The 15,075-nt window shown below is 63.4% G+C and carries 19 protein-coding genes and 1 pseudogene; all 20 read left to right on the plus strand.

The features are described 5' to 3' along the window. Positions 1-78: pseudogene (locus tag ACS3WB_RS08230) on the plus strand (50S ribosomal protein L24); the annotation flags it as partial. Next, on the plus strand, positions 71-628 hold the full coding sequence (rplE, locus tag ACS3WB_RS08235; RefSeq protein WP_438275085.1) for a 50S ribosomal protein L5: 558 nt from the start codon (positions 71-73) through the stop codon (positions 626-628). The pseudogene ACS3WB_RS08230 and the gene rplE, both read left to right, overlap by 8 nt. A gap of 43 nt (positions 629-671) precedes the next feature. Then, positions 672-977, plus strand: a complete 306-nt coding sequence (gene rpsN, locus ACS3WB_RS08240) for a 30S ribosomal protein S14 (RefSeq protein WP_141383216.1) — start codon at positions 672-674, stop codon at positions 975-977. A gap of 13 nt (positions 978-990) precedes the next feature. Continuing rightward, entirely contained in the window at positions 991-1,389 is a 399-nt protein-coding gene (gene rpsH, locus ACS3WB_RS08245; protein WP_292695886.1) for a 30S ribosomal protein S8, read from the plus strand. Positions 1,390-1,457: 68 nt separating this feature from the next. Continuing rightward, entirely contained in the window at positions 1,458-1,991 is a 534-nt protein-coding gene (gene rplF, locus ACS3WB_RS08250; protein WP_438275086.1) for a 50S ribosomal protein L6, read from the plus strand. Between the two features lie 11 nt (positions 1,992-2,002). Next, a complete protein-coding gene (gene rplR, locus ACS3WB_RS08255; RefSeq protein WP_438275087.1) occupies positions 2,003-2,365 on the plus strand; it encodes a 50S ribosomal protein L18 in 363 nt (120 codons plus the stop codon). A gap of 111 nt (positions 2,366-2,476) precedes the next feature. Further along, positions 2,477-3,052 carry a 30S ribosomal protein S5 gene (rpsE, locus tag ACS3WB_RS08260; protein ID WP_292618025.1) on the plus strand — a complete coding sequence of 192 codons (576 nt, stop codon included), beginning with the start codon at positions 2,477-2,479 and terminating at the stop codon, positions 3,050-3,052. Between the two features lie 69 nt (positions 3,053-3,121). After that, a complete protein-coding gene (rpmD, locus tag ACS3WB_RS08265; protein WP_438275088.1) occupies positions 3,122-3,328 on the plus strand; it encodes a 50S ribosomal protein L30 in 207 nt (68 codons plus the stop codon). An 88-nt stretch (positions 3,329-3,416) separates the two neighbouring features. After that, positions 3,417-3,902, plus strand: a complete 486-nt coding sequence (gene rplO, locus ACS3WB_RS08270) for a 50S ribosomal protein L15 (protein ID WP_438275089.1) — start codon at positions 3,417-3,419, stop codon at positions 3,900-3,902. 146 nt (positions 3,903-4,048) lie between these two features. Beyond that, positions 4,049-5,380 (plus strand): preprotein translocase subunit SecY, encoded by a 1,332-nt coding sequence (gene secY, locus ACS3WB_RS08275; RefSeq protein WP_438275090.1) that lies wholly within the window; start codon positions 4,049-4,051, stop codon positions 5,378-5,380. Positions 5,381-5,652: 272 nt separating this feature from the next. Then, positions 5,653-6,273, plus strand: a complete 621-nt coding sequence (locus tag ACS3WB_RS08280; RefSeq protein WP_438275091.1) for an adenylate kinase — start codon at positions 5,653-5,655, stop codon at positions 6,271-6,273. Positions 6,274-6,587: 314 nt separating this feature from the next. Then, positions 6,588-6,956, plus strand: coding sequence for a 30S ribosomal protein S13 (gene rpsM / locus ACS3WB_RS08285; RefSeq protein ID WP_438275092.1), 369 nt, complete (start codon positions 6,588-6,590; stop codon positions 6,954-6,956). Between the two features lie 120 nt (positions 6,957-7,076). Continuing rightward, positions 7,077-7,469 (plus strand): 30S ribosomal protein S11, encoded by a 393-nt coding sequence (rpsK, locus tag ACS3WB_RS08290; protein WP_292611394.1) that lies wholly within the window; start codon positions 7,077-7,079, stop codon positions 7,467-7,469. Between the two features lie 95 nt (positions 7,470-7,564). Next, positions 7,565-8,596, plus strand: a complete 1,032-nt coding sequence (locus ACS3WB_RS08295) for a DNA-directed RNA polymerase subunit alpha (protein ID WP_438275093.1) — start codon at positions 7,565-7,567, stop codon at positions 8,594-8,596. Between the two features lie 193 nt (positions 8,597-8,789). Next, positions 8,790-9,206, plus strand: a complete 417-nt coding sequence (gene rplQ, locus ACS3WB_RS08300; protein WP_438275094.1) for a 50S ribosomal protein L17 — start codon at positions 8,790-8,792, stop codon at positions 9,204-9,206. Between the two features lie 346 nt (positions 9,207-9,552). After that, positions 9,553-10,959, plus strand: a complete 1,407-nt coding sequence (locus ACS3WB_RS08305; RefSeq protein ID WP_438275095.1) for a DegQ family serine endoprotease — start codon at positions 9,553-9,555, stop codon at positions 10,957-10,959. Next, positions 10,956-12,293, plus strand: coding sequence for a replication-associated recombination protein A (locus ACS3WB_RS08310; RefSeq protein ID WP_438275096.1), 1,338 nt, complete (start codon positions 10,956-10,958; stop codon positions 12,291-12,293). Before ACS3WB_RS08305 ends, ACS3WB_RS08310 begins: the two co-directional genes overlap by 4 nt. After that, the gene (locus ACS3WB_RS08315; RefSeq protein ID WP_438275097.1) at positions 12,290-12,988 is read left to right on the plus strand and encodes a tetratricopeptide repeat protein; all 699 of its coding nucleotides are present in this window, start codon (positions 12,290-12,292) and stop codon (positions 12,986-12,988) included. Before ACS3WB_RS08310 ends, ACS3WB_RS08315 begins: the two co-directional genes overlap by 4 nt. A gap of 10 nt (positions 12,989-12,998) precedes the next feature. Then, positions 12,999-14,243: an RluA family pseudouridine synthase gene (locus tag ACS3WB_RS08320; protein ID WP_438275098.1), complete on the plus strand. Its 1,245-nt coding sequence runs from the start codon at positions 12,999-13,001 to the stop codon at positions 14,241-14,243. A 46-nt stretch (positions 14,244-14,289) separates the two neighbouring features. Further along, positions 14,290-15,072, plus strand: coding sequence for an ATP12 family chaperone protein (locus tag ACS3WB_RS08325; RefSeq protein WP_438275099.1), 783 nt, complete (start codon positions 14,290-14,292; stop codon positions 15,070-15,072). The last annotated feature ends 3 nt before the right edge of the window (positions 15,073-15,075 follow it).

The following is a 15,075-nucleotide window of genomic DNA, read 5'->3' on the forward strand; positions in this document are numbered from 1 at the left end:
CGCGTCGGTTTCAAGATTCAGGCCGACGGCACCAAGGTGCGTGTCGCCAAGCGTTCGGGAGCGGAGATCGATGGCTGAGACGGCTTACGTGCCGCGCCTGCGCGCGGAGTATGACAAGAGCATCCGCACCCGGCTGACCGAGCAGTTCGGCTATGGCAACATCATGCAGGTGCCGCGCCTCGACAAGGTGGTTCTCAACATGGGAATCGGCGAGGCCGTGAACGACCGCAAGAAGGCCGAGACCGCGGCCGCCGACCTGTCGCTGATCGCCGGCCAGAAGGCGATCGTGACCTACTCACGTGTCGCGATTTCGACCTTCAAGCTGCGCGAGAACCAGCCGATCGGCTGCAAGGTGACGCTGCGCAAGGCCAAGATGTACGAGTTCATCGATCGCCTGGTGAACGTCGCGCTGCCGCGCGTGCGCGACTTCCGCGGTCTCAATCCGAAGAGCTTCGACGGCCGCGGCAACTACTCGCTCGGCATCAAGGAACACATCATTTTTCCCGAAATCGACTTCGACAAGGTCGGTGAAAGCTGGGGCATGGACGTCACCGTCTGCACGACCGCGCAGACGGACGACGAAGCCCGGGCGTTGCTGACCGCATTCAATTTTCCGTTCCGGCAGTGAGACGCTGAGAGGCGCTCAGACGCGGAAAGGCAAGGAGCCAAGCATGGCAAAGAAGAGTTCGATCGAGAAGAACAACCGGCGCAGGCGGATGAACCGGAACGCGGCTGCGAAGCGCGCGCGGCTGAAGGCCATCATCGCCGACAAGACCAAGCCGATGGAGGAGCGCTTTGCGGCCACCCTGAAGCTTGCCGAAATGCCGCGCAACTCGTCGGCGACCCGTATTCGCAACCGCTGCGAACTGACCGGACGTCCGCGTTCGAATTACCGCAAGAACAAGCTGAGCCGCATCGCGCTGCGCGATCTCGGCTCGCGGGGCCTGGTTCCCGGCCTCGTGAAGTCGAGCTGGTAAGGAGGATCGCCAGATGTCCACGCACGATCCGATCAGCGATCTCATCACCCGCATCCGCAACGCGCAGATGCGTAACAAGTCCAAGGTTTCGACGCCGGGCTCGCGGATGCGCGCCAACGTGCTCGAAGTTCTCAAGAGCGAGGGCTACATCCGCGGCTACGCAAGCGTCGAGCATTCCTCGGGCCGCAGCGAGCTCGAGATCGAGCTGAAGTATTTCGACGGCGAGCCGGTGATCCGCGAGATCGAGCGCGTCTCCAGACCGGGCCGGCGGGTTTACGCTTCGGTGAAGAATCTGCCCCGCGTCAACAACGGGTTGGGAATTTCGGTGTTGTCGACGCCGAAGGGGATCATGGCCGATCACGATGCGCGCGATGCGAACGTGGGCGGCGAAGTTCTCTTTACGGTGTTCTAGTGCGCATGTCGCGAAAGTGGAAACCGGTTTTGCGACAACGCGCACAGACTAAGATGAAGGATTGAGCCATGTCACGCATTGGCAAGAGGCCGGTCACGGTGCCGTCGGGTGTGACCGCGACCATCGAAGGGCAGACCGTCAAGATGAAGGGGCCGAAGGGTCAGCTTCAGTTCGTCGTCCATGACGATGTCGAGGTGAAGCTCGAGGACGGTGCGGTGAAGGTCGCGCCGCGATACGAGACCAACCGCGCGCAGGCGCTGTATGGCACGGCGCGCGCGCAGGTCGCCAACCTCGTCGCGGGTGTCACCAAGGGTTTCGAGAAGAAGCTCGAGATCGTCGGCGTCGGCTATCGCGCCGCCTTGCAGGGCAAGACCCTGCAGCTCGCGCTCGGCTACAGCCACGACGTCAACTATGCGATCCCGGAAGGGATCACGATCGCGGTGCCCAAGCCGACCGAAATCACGATCACAGGCAATGATGCGCAGCGCGTCGGTCAGGTCGCGGCCGAGATCCGCGGCTATCGTCCCCCTGAGCCCTATAAGGGCAAGGGCGTGAAGTACGCCGATGAAAAGATCTTCCGCAAGGAAGGCAAGAAGAAGTAACGGAGCCGGTCATGTCGAAATTGAAGATTACGAATGCCCGGCGCAAGCAACGCGTGAGGCTGTCGTTGCGCCGCACCGCCAACGGCCGTCCGCGGCTGTCGGTGTTCCGCTCGTCGAAGCACATCTATGCCCAGGTCATCGACGACCAGAAGGGCGAGACGCTGGCGTCGGCGTCGTCGCTGGAGAAGACGATGCGCGAGGCGGGCAACACCGGCGCCAACATCGAGGCCGCCAAGGCGGTCGGCAAGCTCCTGGCGGAGCGGGCGGTGAAGAACGGCGTCAAGGAAGTGGTCTTCGATCGCGGCGGCTATCTCTATCACGGTCGCGTCAAGGCTTTGGCCGATGCGGCCCGCGAGAGCGGCTTGAGTTTCTAAACGCGTAAATCCGCGAGAGTGAAACGGGTTTTGCGACAGGAATGCGCGTCTTGAGATTGGTATCGAACGGACAGGACGGGGCGGAAGCCTCACAAGGATCGGAAAAACACCATGGCAGGTGAACGCGAACGCGGCGGACGCGAACGGAGCAGGGATCGCGAGGAGCGCGACAGCGAGTTCGTCGACAAGCTGGTCCACATCAATCGTGTGGCGAAGGTCGTCAAGGGTGGCAAGCGGTTCGGCTTCGCGGCGCTGGTCGTGATCGGCGACCAGAAGGGTCGCGTCGGCTTCGGTCACGGCAAGGCGCGCGAAGTTCCGGAGGCGATCCGCAAGGCGACGGAATCGGCCAAGCGCAATCTGACGCGCGTGGCGCTGCGCGAGGGACGGACGCTGCATCACGACATCGCGGGTCGTCACGGCGCAGGCCGCGTTTATTTGCGCGCCGCGCCGGCCGGCACCGGGATCATCGCCGGCGGCCCGATGCGCGCCGTGTTCGAAACGCTCGGCATCCAGGACGTGGTTGCGAAGTCGGTCGGCTCATCCAATCCCTACAACATGGTTCGCGCGACCTTCGATGCGCTGAAGCATCTGGATTCGCCGCGCTCGGTCGCGGCCCGCCGCAACATCAAGGTATCCACGCTGCAGGCGCGCCGTGTCGGCGGCGACGTCGAAGCGGTTGCCGAATAATGAGGCTGAGCCGGAGCGGCGGTCGCCGATCCGATCAACCAGCCGGACAGCACTTTTGGAGTGAGGACGATGGCCAAGACTGCGAATAAGGCCGCAAAGACGATCAAGGTCGAGCAGACCGGCAGCGCGATCCGCCGCCAGCACGCGCAGCGTTCGACGCTGATCGGGCTCAGGCTCAACAAGATCGGCCGGGTCGCCGAGTTGCAGGACACGCCCGAGGTTCGCGGCATGATCGCGAAGGTTCAGCACATCGTCAGGGTAATCGACGAGAAATAACGATTTGCCGTCACGCCCGGCCCGGTGCCGGGACAGAGACGTGGATGGCCGGAGAGCCCGGCACGGCGGACATGACGAGGACGCGACAATGAAACTCAGCGATATCGCCGACAACGCAGGCTCGCGGAAGAAGCGTATGCGGATCGGCCGGGGTATCGGCTCCGGCAAGGGCAAGACCGGCGGCCGTGGCGGCAAGGGTCAGACCGCGCGCTCTGGCGTGCGCATCAAGGGCTTTGAGGGCGGCCAGATGCCGCTGCATCGCCGTCTGCCGAAGCGCGGCTTCACTAATATTTTCCGGCTCGAGTTCGCCGAGATCAATCTCGACCGGCTCCAGGCCGCGATCGACGCCGGTTCGATCAACGCGAAGGAGACCGTCAACGCCGAGGCGCTGGTGAAGTCCGGCGTGGTGCGGCGCGCCAGGGACGGAATCCGCCTGCTCGGTCGCGGCGAGATCAAGGCGAAACTCACCATCGAGGTTCATGGCGCCTCGAAGTCCGCCATCGCGTCGGTCGAGAAGGCCGGCGGCTCGGTGAAAATCCTTGCGCCGAAAAAGGACGAGGGCGAGGCGGCATAACATCTGCGTCATCGCCTGCTTTGGCGTGCAACACCAGACTTGCGAATGGTAGATTTATCGAGAGCCGAGCACCACAAGAGGTTTGACGTCTGCCGAGTGCCCACCGCGGAGCATGACGGCAAGGTTGGCGCGGGAGAAAGCTGAATATGGTCTCAGCAGCGGAACAGCTGGCGGCGAACCTTAATTTCTCGGCGTTCGCGAAAGCCGACGAACTGAAGAAGCGCATCTGGTTCACACTGGGTGCGCTGCTCGTTTACCGGCTCGGCACCTACATTCCGCTGCCGGGCATCGACCCGACGGTCTGGCAGAAGGTTTTCAACTCCCAGGCCGGCGGCATCCTCGGGATGTTCAACATGTTCTCCGGCGGTGGCATCGACCGCATGGCGATCTTCGCCTTGAACATCATGCCGTACATTTCGGCGTCGATCATCCTGCAACTGTTGACCACCGTGTCGCCGAAGCTCGAGGCCCTCAAGAAGGAGGGCGAAGCCGGCCGCAAGCTGATCAACCAGTACACCCGCTATCTCACCGTGGTGCTGGCGTTCTTCCAGTCCTATGGCATCGCCGTCGGTCTTCAGGGCGCCGGCAACGTCGTCAGCAATCCGGGCATGTTCTTCCTGGTCTCGACCGCGATCACGCTGACCGGCGGGACCATGTTCCTGATGTGGCTCGGCGAGCAGATCACCTCCCGCGGCATCGGCAACGGCATTTCGCTTATCATCATGGCGGGCATCGTCGCCGAATTGCCGTCCGCTCTCGCCAACATGCTGGAGCTCGGCCGTCAGGGCGCGCTGTCGACCGGCATCATCCTGATCGTTCTGATCATGGTGGTGGCCGTTATTGCCTTCATCGTTTTCATGGAGCGCGCGCAGCGCAGGCTGCTGATCCAGTATCCGAAGCGTCAGGTCGGCAACAAGATGTTCGAGGGGCAGTCCTCGCATCTGCCGCTGAAACTCAATACCTCGGGCGTGATTCCGCCGATCTTCGCGTCGTCGCTGCTGTTGTTGCCGACCACCGTCGCGAATTTCAACGCGGGCAGCGGACCGGAGTGGTTCCAGTGGGTGACCACGCAGCTCGGCCACGGCCGGCCACTGTTTCTGATCCTCTACCTTGTGCTGATCGTGTTCTTCACCTTCTTCTACACCGCGATCGTGTTCAATCCGACCGAGACCGCGGACAATCTGAAAAAGCACGGCGGCTTCATTCCGGGCATCAGGCCGGGCGAGCGTACGGCCGAATATATCGATTACGTGCTCTCGCGCATCACCGTGCCCGGGGCGGTCTATCTCGCGGTTGTCTGTCTGATTCCGGAGATCCTGATTTCCTACGCAGCCGTGCCGTTCTATTTCGGCGGCACCTCGCTCCTGATCGTCGTCAGCGTGACGATGGACACGGTGTCGCAGGTGCAGGGATATCTGCTGGCCCATCAATACGAAGGGCTGATCAAGAAATCCAAGCTGAGAGGACGGCGCCGGTAATTCGGCGTCCGCCGGACGGTCGTGCCGGTGCGCTCACACGAGGCGCAACTATCCGATGCGGCTGCGCAGCATGGCTCCTTGTCACTGATCCCGGACTGAGGGTCAGCACAGATTCATGGCAGCCTTCCCCCCGCCGTGCTTGGTATTTCATTGATCGCCTATGGCAACGTGGCTTATGAGTTTACGTGAGGATCGGCGCTGATGTGTCCCGTTCCCACTATCGAAACGCGGGTGCGCGGCCGCTCGCTCAACTGGCGAGGGGGCATTTCGTCATGAGACTGATTCTTCTCGGACCGCCGGGGGCAGGGAAGGGAACCCAGGCGCAACTCCTGATCCACGATTACGGAATCGTTCAGCTCTCCACCGGCGACATGCTGCGCGCGGCTGTCGCCGCCGGCACCCCGGTCGGCCTCAAGGCGAAGGACATCATGGCGAGCGGCGGGCTGGTTCCCGACGACGTCGTCATCGGTATCATTTCCGATCGGCTCGACCAGCCGGATGCGACCCGCGGTTTCATCCTGGACGGCTTTCCGCGCACCGTACCGCAGGCCGAAGCGCTGGACCAGCTGCTCGACTCAAAGAAGCTCAATCTCGATGCCGCGATCGAACTTCGCGTCGATGAGCGCGCGCTGTTGCAGCGTGTGGAAAGCCGGGTCGCGGAAATGAAGGCGCGGGGAGAGCAGGTGCGTTCCGATGATACGCCCGAGGTGCTCTCGAAGCGCCTGGCGAGCTATCGGACGCTGACCGAGCCGCTCATTCGCTACTATTCGGAGCGCGGCAAGCTCCTGACCGTTGACGGCATGATGGCTGTCGAGGATGTCACGCGGGATATCCGCCGCGTCCTGAGGCGGTCGGGGGTCCCGATGTCGAAATTCGGCGTCCGCAGGTGGTAAGGCCGCCGGAAATTGATCCCAAAAGCGTACTAAATCCCGAGATCGCCCCGACGGTTTGTCGTTCCGGCGGGGAACGGTAGGGGAAAGCGAGCAAAAAGGCGGTCAAAAGAGTCACGAAAAAGCGAGCAAATGGCGCGAAACGGTTGACGAAACGATACTAAATCCCTAATAAGCGGTCATCCAGCGGATCGTTTGAGACGATGCCGGGCCCCAGGATTGCGCGGGTCGGGCGTCGTGTTCGTGTTTGAGGATACCCGCCTGAAATATCGAAGGAAAGGCTGGCCCGTCGAGGGCCGGTGACAGGAGAAAAGTCTGTGGCCCGTATTGCCGGCGTGAATATCCCGACCAACAAGCGCGTCGTCATTGCGCTTCAATATATCCATGGCATCGGACAGAAGAATGCCGCCGAGATCATCGAGAAGGTCAAGATTCCGGCGGAGCGCCGGGTCTCGCAACTGACCGATCAGGAAGTGCTTCAGATTCGTGAAATCATTGATCGCGACTACCTCGTCGAGGGCGATCTTCGCCGTGAAGTCGGCATCAATATCAAGCGGCTGATGGATCTCGGCTGCTATCGCGGCTTGCGTCATCGCCGCGGTCTGCCGGTGCGCGGCCAGCGCACCCATACCAACGCGCGCACCCGCAAGGGGCCGGCCAAATCGATCGCCGGCAAGAAGAAGTAACGAAAGCGATAAGCGAACGGGAACAGCGGATAGTCGTTTCTATCGCTGCTTTGCTGTTCGCTACCCGCTGGTGGAGCCGCTGGCATTACGGCGGCGTTGAGATCACAGGAAAGGCTGACAATGGGTAAGGAAGCTGCGACACGCGTGCGCCGCCGCGAACGCAAGAACATCGCATCCGGCATCGCGCATGTGAATTCGTCGTTCAACAACACGACCATCACCATCACCGACGCGCAGGGCAACACCATCGCCTGGTCGTCGGCCGGAACGATGGGCTTCAAGGGATCGCGCAAATCGACGCCGTATGCCGCGCAGGTTGCTGCGGAAGACGTTTCCAAGAAGGCGCAGGAGCACGGGATGCGCACCCTGGAGGTCGAGGTGGCCGGTCCGGGGTCGGGCCGCGAATCGGCGCTGCGCGCGCTGCAGGCCGCGGGCTTTACCGTCACCTCGATCCGCGACGTGACCGCGATACCGCATAACGGTTGCCGCCCGCGCAAGCGCCGGCGCGTCTGATATTCCGGCCGCGGGCGTTTGGTTGTCCGCGCAGGTTCAAGACCTATTATCGCGCGGGTTGATCCGCGCCCTCCAACGCCAGAGATCTTGATGGCATGGGTGATACAGTGACGATCCAGAAAAATTGGCAAGAACTGATTCGGCCGAGCAAGCTGCAGGTCGTTCCCGGCAGCGACCCCTCGCGCTTCGCAACCCTGATCGCAGAGCCGCTCGAGCGCGGCTTCGGTCAGACGCTCGGCAATGCGCTGCGGCGCATCCTGCTGTCGTCGCTGCAGGGCGCCGCGGTGCAGTCGGTGCACATCGACGGCGTGCTGCACGAGTTCTCCTCGATCGCCGGCGTTCGCGAGGACGTCACCGACATCGTGCTGAACATCAAGGACATCTCGATCAAGATGCAGGGCGAAGGCCCCAAGCGCATGGTCGTGAAGAAGCAGGGACCGGGCACCGTCACCGCAGGCGACATCCAGACCGTCGGCGACATCGTGGTGCTCAATCCCGAGCTTCAGATCTGCACCCTCGACGACGGCGCCGAGATCCGCATGGAGTTCACCGTCGCCAACGGGAAGGGCTACATCGCCGCCGAGCGCAACCGGCCTGAGGACGCGCCGATCGGCCTGATTCCGGTCGACAGCCTGTATTCGCCCGTGCGCAAGGTGTCCTACAAGGTCGAGAATACCCGCGAGGGCCAGATCCTCGACTACGACAAGCTGACGATGACGATCGAGACCAATGGCGGCGTGACGCCGGAGGACGCCGTGGCCTTCGCCGCGCGTATCCTGCAGGATCAGCTCAACGTCTTCGTCAACTTCGAGGAGCCGCGCAAGGAAGTTACCACCGAGATCATTCCGGATCTGGCGTTCAACCCGGCCTTCCTCAAGAAGGTGGACGAACTGGAATTGTCGGTGCGCTCGGCGAACTGCCTGAAGAACGACAACATCGTCTATATCGGCGACCTGGTGCAGAAGTCGGAAGCGGAGATGCTGCGGACGCCGAACTTCGGCCGCAAGTCGCTGAACGAAATCAAGGAAGTGCTGGCCCAGATGGGGCTGCATCTCGGCATGGAAGTGCCCGGCTGGCCGCCGGAGAATATCGACGAGCTGGCCAAGCGCTTCGAGGATCATTACTGAGTGCTCTGCCATTCCGGGGCTAAGCCTTGAGGCTCGAACCCGGAATTCAGAAATTAATCGGATCTGTTTTCCGGATTTCGGATCACTGCCCTGCAGTGTCCGGAACGGAAGCGGGTTCACCGGGCGAACGCAGGATGCCCGCCTGCATTGGATGTCCGACCCCGCGGTCGCGACAAGGATTGAGGAAAGAGACATGCGTCACGGCAAGGTTCACCGTAAACTCAACCGCACCGCGGAGCATCGCAAGGCGATGTTCGCCAACATGGCGGCGTCGCTTATCAAGCATGAGCAGATCGTCACCACGCTGCCGAAGGCGAAGGAGTTGCGTCCGATCGTCGAGAAACTCGTGACGCTCGGCAAGAAGGGCGGTCTCGACAAGCGTCGTCAGGCGATCAGCGAGATGCGCGACGTCGATCAGGTGAGGAAGCTGTTCGACGTGCTGGCGTCCCGCTACAAGGATCGTCAGGGCGGCTACACCCGCATCATCAAGGCCGGCTTCCGTTACGGCGACAATGCGCCGATGGCAGTGATCGAGTTTGTCGATCGCGACTTCGATGCCAAGGGCCAAGACTCCGGTCCGGTGCAGGAGAAGGTCGCCGAGGAGGACTGACCTTCCGCGGTATCCAGAAGACATCGAAAGCGGCGCGTTAAGCGCCGTTTTTGTTTATGGCCGGCGACTTTATATAGCTGGCGACGTCATTCGGTCCATGACTGACGGCGGCCCTTGACCCGAATCGCAAGCTTTATCGAGCTGCGCCGGAACCTCGATGCGCCTTGCGGAGGCTGAAATCGGGGCGAGTCATCTTCGGAGACCGTTCCGCCTTCGACGAAATCGAAAGCGACTTCATGACTTTGATTTGAGGTGTTTCTTCGCACGAGCCGATGCCCACTTCGTTCGAAAACGTTATATTGCACCGCCGGACGACCTAATTCCGTTCGTTTTCCGAGAGGCCTCGATGTTCCGAATCAGTGCTTTGCTTGCGGCGGCTCTGTGCGCTGTCGTCCTCACCGGCAGCGTCAATCCTGCGACGGCGCAGGATCGCCGCGTGCCGGCTTCCCAGGCCGAGCTTCGCCTGTCCTTTGCGCCGATCGTGCAGCGGGTCGCGCCGGCGGTGGTCAACGTCTACGCCGCCAAGGTGATCCAGAACCGCAATCCGCTTCTCGACGATCCGATCTTTCGCCGCTTCTTCGGCGTTCCCGGCCAGCAGCCCGAACAGATGCAGCGTTCGCTCGGCTCCGGCGTGATGGTCGATCCGTCCGGCCTCGTCGTGACCAACAATCACGTCATCGAAGGCGCGGACCAGGTCAAGGTCGCCCTGGCCGACAAGCGCGAGTTCGAAGCCGAGATCGTGCTCAAGGACACGCGGACCGACCTCGCGATCCTGCGGCTGAAAAATGTACATGAGAAGTTTCCGACGCTCGATTTCGCCAATTCGGATGAGTTGCAGGTCGGCGACATGGTCATCGCAATCGGAAACCCCTTCGGCGTCGGTCAGACGGTGACGCACGGCATCGTGTCGGCGCTTGCGCGCACGCAGGTCGGCATCACCGACTATCAGTTCTTCATCCAGACCGATGCGGCGATCAATCCGGGCAATTCGGGCGGCGCGCTGGTCGACATGACCGGTCATCTTGTCGGCATCAACACGGCGATTTTCTCGCGCTCGGGCGGATCGCAAGGTATCGGCTTTGCGATTCCGGCCAACATGGTGCGGGTCGTCGTGGCCTCCGCCAAGAATGGCGGCAAGGCCGTGAAGCGGCCCTGGCTCGGCGCGCGGCTGCAGGCGGTGACGCCGGAAATCGCCGAAACCATCGGCCTCAAGGCACCTGCCGGCGCGCTGGTCGCGAGCGTCACGCCGGGAAGTCCGGCAGCGCGGGCAGGGCTCAAGCTCTCCGACCTGATCGTGTCGATCGACGGACAGCCCGTCGAGGATCCCAATGCCTTCGATTATCGCTTCGCCACGCGGCCGCTGGGTGGCACCTCGCAGATCGAGGTCCAGCGCAACGGGAGGCCGGTCAAGCTCACCGTTGCACTGGAAACCGCGCCGGACACTGGCCGCGACGAGATCACGATCACCAAGCCGTCGCCGTTTCAGGGTGCGAAGGTTGCCAACATCTCGCCGGCACTCGCCGACGAACTTCATCTCGATCCCGGCGCGGAGGGCGTCGTGGTCACCGCGCTGGTGGACGATGGAATGGCCGCGAGCGTCGGCTTCATGAAGGGCGACATCATTTTGGCGGTCAACAACAAGAAGATCGCCAGGACGGCTGATCTCGAACGGGCCGTCAGTGAGGCCGGGCGGCTCTGGCGGATCACGTTGCTGCGCGGCGGCCAGCAGATTCAAGTCATGCTCGGCGGATGAGTCCGAAGCGCCAGCGCGAGTCCAAAAGCCTGTTCGCCGCGGCGGGTCTGGAGCAAGATGCACCGCGGCCGCTGCCGGACAGGCTGCGTCCGCAGGCGCTGTCGGATGTGGTCGGGCAGGACCACATCCTCGGGCCGGATGGCGCACTGACGCGCATGCTGGAAACCCGCACGCTTGGCTCGCTGATTTTCTGGGGACCGCCGGGGACCGGCAAGACCACGGTGGCGCGGCTGCTGGCGGATGCAACGGCGTTGCACTTCGAGCAACTGTCCGCCGTGTTCTCAGGCGTCGCCGATCTGAAGAAAGCGTTCGACGCCGCCCGCGCGCGCCGCGAGACCGGCACGGGAACGCTATTGTTCGTGGACGAGGTGCATCGCTTCAATCGCGCGCAGCAGGATTCGTTTCTGCCCGTCATGGAGGACGGCACCGTCGTCCTGGTCGGCGCGACCACCGAGAATCCCTCGTTCGAACTGAACGCGGCGCTGCTGTCGCGCGCGCGCGTGCTGGTGTTCCGTTCGCTCGATGCGGCGGCGATCGAGAAACTGTTCGCCCGCGCCGAGCAGGTCGAGGGCAAGCCGCTGCCGCTCGACGATGAAGCGCGCGCCGCGCTGGTACGCATGGCGGACGGCGACGGCCGCGCGGCGTTGACACTGGTCGAGGAGGTCTGGCGCTCGGCGCGTGACGGCGAGGTGTTCAATGCCGGGCAGTTGCAGGGCGTGCTGCAGCGCCGCGCGCCGATCTACGACAAGTCCGCCGATGGCCATTACAACCTGATCTCCGCTCTGCACAAGGCGGTGCGCGGTTCCGATCCGGATGCGGCATTATATTATCTGGCGCGAATGCTGGAGGCCGGCGAGGATCCGCTGTTTCTCGCGCGGCGCGTGGTGCGGATGGCGGTGGAGGATATCGGGCTCGCCGATCCGCAGGCGCTGGTCGTCGCCAACGCCGCGAAGGACGCCTATGATTTTCTTGGCTCGCCCGAGGGCGAACTGGCCATCGCGCAGGCCGTGATCTATGTCGCCACCGCGCCGAAGTCGAACGCCGCCTACAAGGCGTTCGGCGCGGCGAAGCGGGTTGCACAGGAGGGAGGCTCGCTGCTGCCGCCCAAGCACATCCTGAACTCGCCGACCATGCTGATGAAGGAAGAAGGTTACGGCGAAGGCTATCAATACGATCACGACATGCCGGAGGGTTTTTCCGGGCAGGACTATTTTCCGGAGGCGCTCGGACGGCGGACGTTCTACGATCCGCCCGATCGCGGCTTCGAGCGCGAGATCAGGAAGCGGCTGGACTATTGGGCGAAGCTGCGACGAGAGAAAGAAGGCAGCAAATGACCATGACGTTTATCCGGGCCTGCATTATCGCCATCGCCGCTCTCGCGTGTGTCACGCCGTCGCACGCGGAGACGGTCGAGACCGCGCCCGGCGTTACGGTGACGAAGAAGACATTCCCGGCGCCGATCAACGAGCAGCCGTTCTTCGGATTCGCCGACAAGACCCCAGAGCAGAGCAAGGCAGACAGCAAATTTCTTGCGGAGGCGGACAAGCTCGGCTCGCGCGAGAAAGTCTTCGACGTCGCGATCGAGCGCGGCTTCGCGCATATCGATCGCGGCGACTTTCCGGAGGCGGCCCAGCGATTCAATCAGGCGTGGCTGCTCGCCCCGGAGCGCAGCGCCGTCTATCAAGGCTTCGCGGTGATCTCCGCGGCGCGCTTCGGCGACCTCGAATACGCCGAAGAATTGTTCAGGATTGCTCTTCATCAGCCTAAGCCGCGGCGAACGCTGAAGGCCGATTACGGCCGCCTGCTGCTGAAGGCCAAGCGTCCGGTCGAGGCGAAAGCGATTCTGGAGCAGGGCGTGCGCGACGCGCCGGAATTCGCGGACGGCTGGGCCAGCCTCGGACTTGCGCGATTGCAGACCGGCGACGCCAAGGGCGCATGTGCGGCTGCGAGCGAGGCCGACAAGCTCAAGCGCTCGCACGACGTGATGGTTGACCTTGCCCTGCTCAAGCGGCAGGCGGCCTGCCAGTAGAGAGGAACACATGAGCCGCCGCGTCAAACGACCTCTCGCGAAATCCCGCGTCCCGGGCGAGCGCCCCAAAGGTGGGCCTAACGATGCCCGGCAGAAGAGTGCTCGGCCCAAACGGACGCGTCCGGAAGGGCGTGGCGGGGCCGAGCGTTTCGGAGGCGAGCGAGGGCAGGGCGTTCGGCCTGGCAAACCGCTCCGCGCAGCCGCGTCTCGCGATGCTGCGCCCCGCATCGAACCGCCCGCCAAACCCGAACCGGCGCCGTTGCCGACGAAGGTGCAGACGGTCGCCGTGACGGCCGACGAAGCCAACATGCGCGTCGATCGTTTTCTCGAAGCGCGATTTCCCGGCCTGTCTTTTTCCCACATTCAGCGCATCGTCCGCAAAGGCGAACTGCGCGTGAACGGCAAGCGCGCCGACAGCAAGGACCGTCTGAGCGAGGGCGACACGGTCCGCATTCCACCGCTCAAGCTCGATACGCCGAAGGCCGCGACACGCCTGTCCGAGGCCGAGACCAAGATACGCGACGAATTGCAGAAGATGGTGCTGTTCGAGGATGCCGACGTCATGGTGCTGAACAAGCCGGCCGGGCTTGCGGTGCAGGGCGGTTCCGGCCTGTCGCGGCACATCGACGGGATGCTCGAGGTGATGCGCGACGCGAAGGGTCAGCGCCCGCGCCTCGTGCATCGGCTCGATCGCGAGACCGCCGGCTGCCTGCTGGTGGCTAAGACGCGCTTTGCGGCGACGGCGCTGACGGGGGCGTTCCGCCATCGCTCGGCCCGTAAGATTTACTGGGCGCTGGTCGCGGGCGTGCCGAAGCCGAAGCAGGGCCGCATCTCGACCTACCTCGCCAAGGAGGAGAGCGAGGAAGACTCGATCATGCGGATCGCCGCGCATGGCGACGAGGGGGCGAGCCACGCCGTCACTTATTACGCGGTGGTGGAGACCTCAGCGCAGAAGCTCGCCTGGGTATCGTTGAAGCCGGTCACGGGCCGGACTCATCAACTGCGCGCGCACATGGCGCACATCAATCATGCCATCGTCGGCGATCCCAAGTATTTCAACAAGGAGAACTGGCAGTTGCCGGGCGGTCTTCAGAAGCGGCTTCACCTCCTGGCGCGCCGCATCGTGATCCCGCATCCGCGCGGCGGCGTCATCGATGTGAGCGCGCCGCTGCCGCCGCATATGCTGCAATCATGGAATCTGCTCGGCCTTGAAGCCGACCGGTTCGACCCGATCGAAAACGCGCCGGAGGAGTAGGTCTTCGCCATTGCGCCGCGATCTCAGGTCGATGTGAGAATATGCCATGCGTGAATTGTTCGAAGAAAGTCTCGGCCCGTCGCTGGATCCGGAAGAAGCGGTACGCCAGTCCACGCGAACCGGGCAGCGCAAGCGTTTCTACGCCTCCGCGAGCGTGAGCGAAACTCCGGACGGGTTCGCCATCCTGCTCGACGGCAAGCCGGTGCGCACGCCGTCGCGCAACCTGCTGGCGGCGCCGTCTCAGGAGATCGCCGCGACGATGGCCGCCGAATGGCAGGCGCAGCGGGATGTCATCGATCCCATGACCATGCCGGTGACGCGGCTCGCCAACAGCGTCATCGACGGCGTGACCGGCCGTGTCGAGGCCGTGGTCGAGGATATCGCCAAATATTTTGAAACGGACCTGCTGTTCTACCGCGCTGGCCATCCCGAAGCGCTGGTCGCCCGCGAGGCTTCGCACTGGGATCCTGTGCTGTTCTGGGCGGCCGAAACGCTTGGCGCGCATTTCATCCTCACTGAAGGCATCGTGCATGTCCGCCAACCCGATCCGGCGATCGCTGCCGCCCGCGCGGCGCTGCCATCCGAGCCCTGGGCGGTTGGAGCGCTGCATGTCATCACGACGTTGACCGGCTCGGCGCTGCTCGCGCTTGCCCTGATGCGCCGGCGGCTGGATGCGGATGAGGTCTGGGCCGCCGCCCATGTCAACGAGGACTGGAACAGCGAGCAATGGGGCGCGGACGAGGAGGTCGCGGCGCGGCAGGCCGCTCGCCTCTCCGATTTCAGGGCGGCCGCAAGCGTCCTGGCGGCGCAGGTTCAACCATTCGGTTAAGAA

Source organism: Nitrobacter sp., from assembly GCF_051535215.1.
GTDB lineage: Bacteria > Pseudomonadota > Alphaproteobacteria > Rhizobiales > Xanthobacteraceae > Nitrobacter.

Bases quoted from the DNA above. Each gene is read 5' to 3' on its own strand.
- rplE (WP_438275085.1), top strand. From the start codon at position 71: ATGGCTGAGACGGCTTACGTGCCGCGCCTGCGCGCGGAGTATGACAAG.
- rpsN (WP_141383216.1), top strand. From the start codon at position 672: ATGGCAAAGAAGAGTTCGATCGAGAAGAACAACCGGCGCAGGCGGATG.
- rpsH (WP_292695886.1), top strand. From the start codon at position 991: ATGTCCACGCACGATCCGATCAGCGATCTCATCACCCGCATCCGCAAC.
- rplF (WP_438275086.1), top strand. From the start codon at position 1,458: ATGTCACGCATTGGCAAGAGGCCGGTCACGGTGCCGTCGGGTGTGACC.
- rplR (WP_438275087.1), top strand. From the start codon at position 2,003: ATGTCGAAATTGAAGATTACGAATGCCCGGCGCAAGCAACGCGTGAGG.
- rpsE (WP_292618025.1), top strand. From the start codon at position 2,477: ATGGCAGGTGAACGCGAACGCGGCGGACGCGAACGGAGCAGGGATCGC.
- rpmD (WP_438275088.1), top strand. From the start codon at position 3,122: ATGGCCAAGACTGCGAATAAGGCCGCAAAGACGATCAAGGTCGAGCAG.
- rplO (WP_438275089.1), top strand. From the start codon at position 3,417: ATGAAACTCAGCGATATCGCCGACAACGCAGGCTCGCGGAAGAAGCGT.
- secY (WP_438275090.1), top strand. From the start codon at position 4,049: ATGGTCTCAGCAGCGGAACAGCTGGCGGCGAACCTTAATTTCTCGGCG.
- ACS3WB_RS08280 (WP_438275091.1), top strand. From the start codon at position 5,653: ATGAGACTGATTCTTCTCGGACCGCCGGGGGCAGGGAAGGGAACCCAG.
- rpsK (WP_292611394.1), top strand. From the start codon at position 7,077: ATGGGTAAGGAAGCTGCGACACGCGTGCGCCGCCGCGAACGCAAGAAC.
- ACS3WB_RS08295 (WP_438275093.1), top strand. From the start codon at position 7,565: ATGGGTGATACAGTGACGATCCAGAAAAATTGGCAAGAACTGATTCGG.
- rplQ (WP_438275094.1), top strand. From the start codon at position 8,790: ATGCGTCACGGCAAGGTTCACCGTAAACTCAACCGCACCGCGGAGCAT.
- ACS3WB_RS08305 (WP_438275095.1), top strand. From the start codon at position 9,553: ATGTTCCGAATCAGTGCTTTGCTTGCGGCGGCTCTGTGCGCTGTCGTC.
- ACS3WB_RS08310 (WP_438275096.1), top strand. From the start codon at position 10,956: ATGAGTCCGAAGCGCCAGCGCGAGTCCAAAAGCCTGTTCGCCGCGGCG.
- ACS3WB_RS08315 (WP_438275097.1), top strand. From the start codon at position 12,290: ATGACCATGACGTTTATCCGGGCCTGCATTATCGCCATCGCCGCTCTC.
- ACS3WB_RS08320 (WP_438275098.1), top strand. From the start codon at position 12,999: ATGAGCCGCCGCGTCAAACGACCTCTCGCGAAATCCCGCGTCCCGGGC.
- ACS3WB_RS08325 (WP_438275099.1), top strand. From the start codon at position 14,290: ATGCGTGAATTGTTCGAAGAAAGTCTCGGCCCGTCGCTGGATCCGGAA.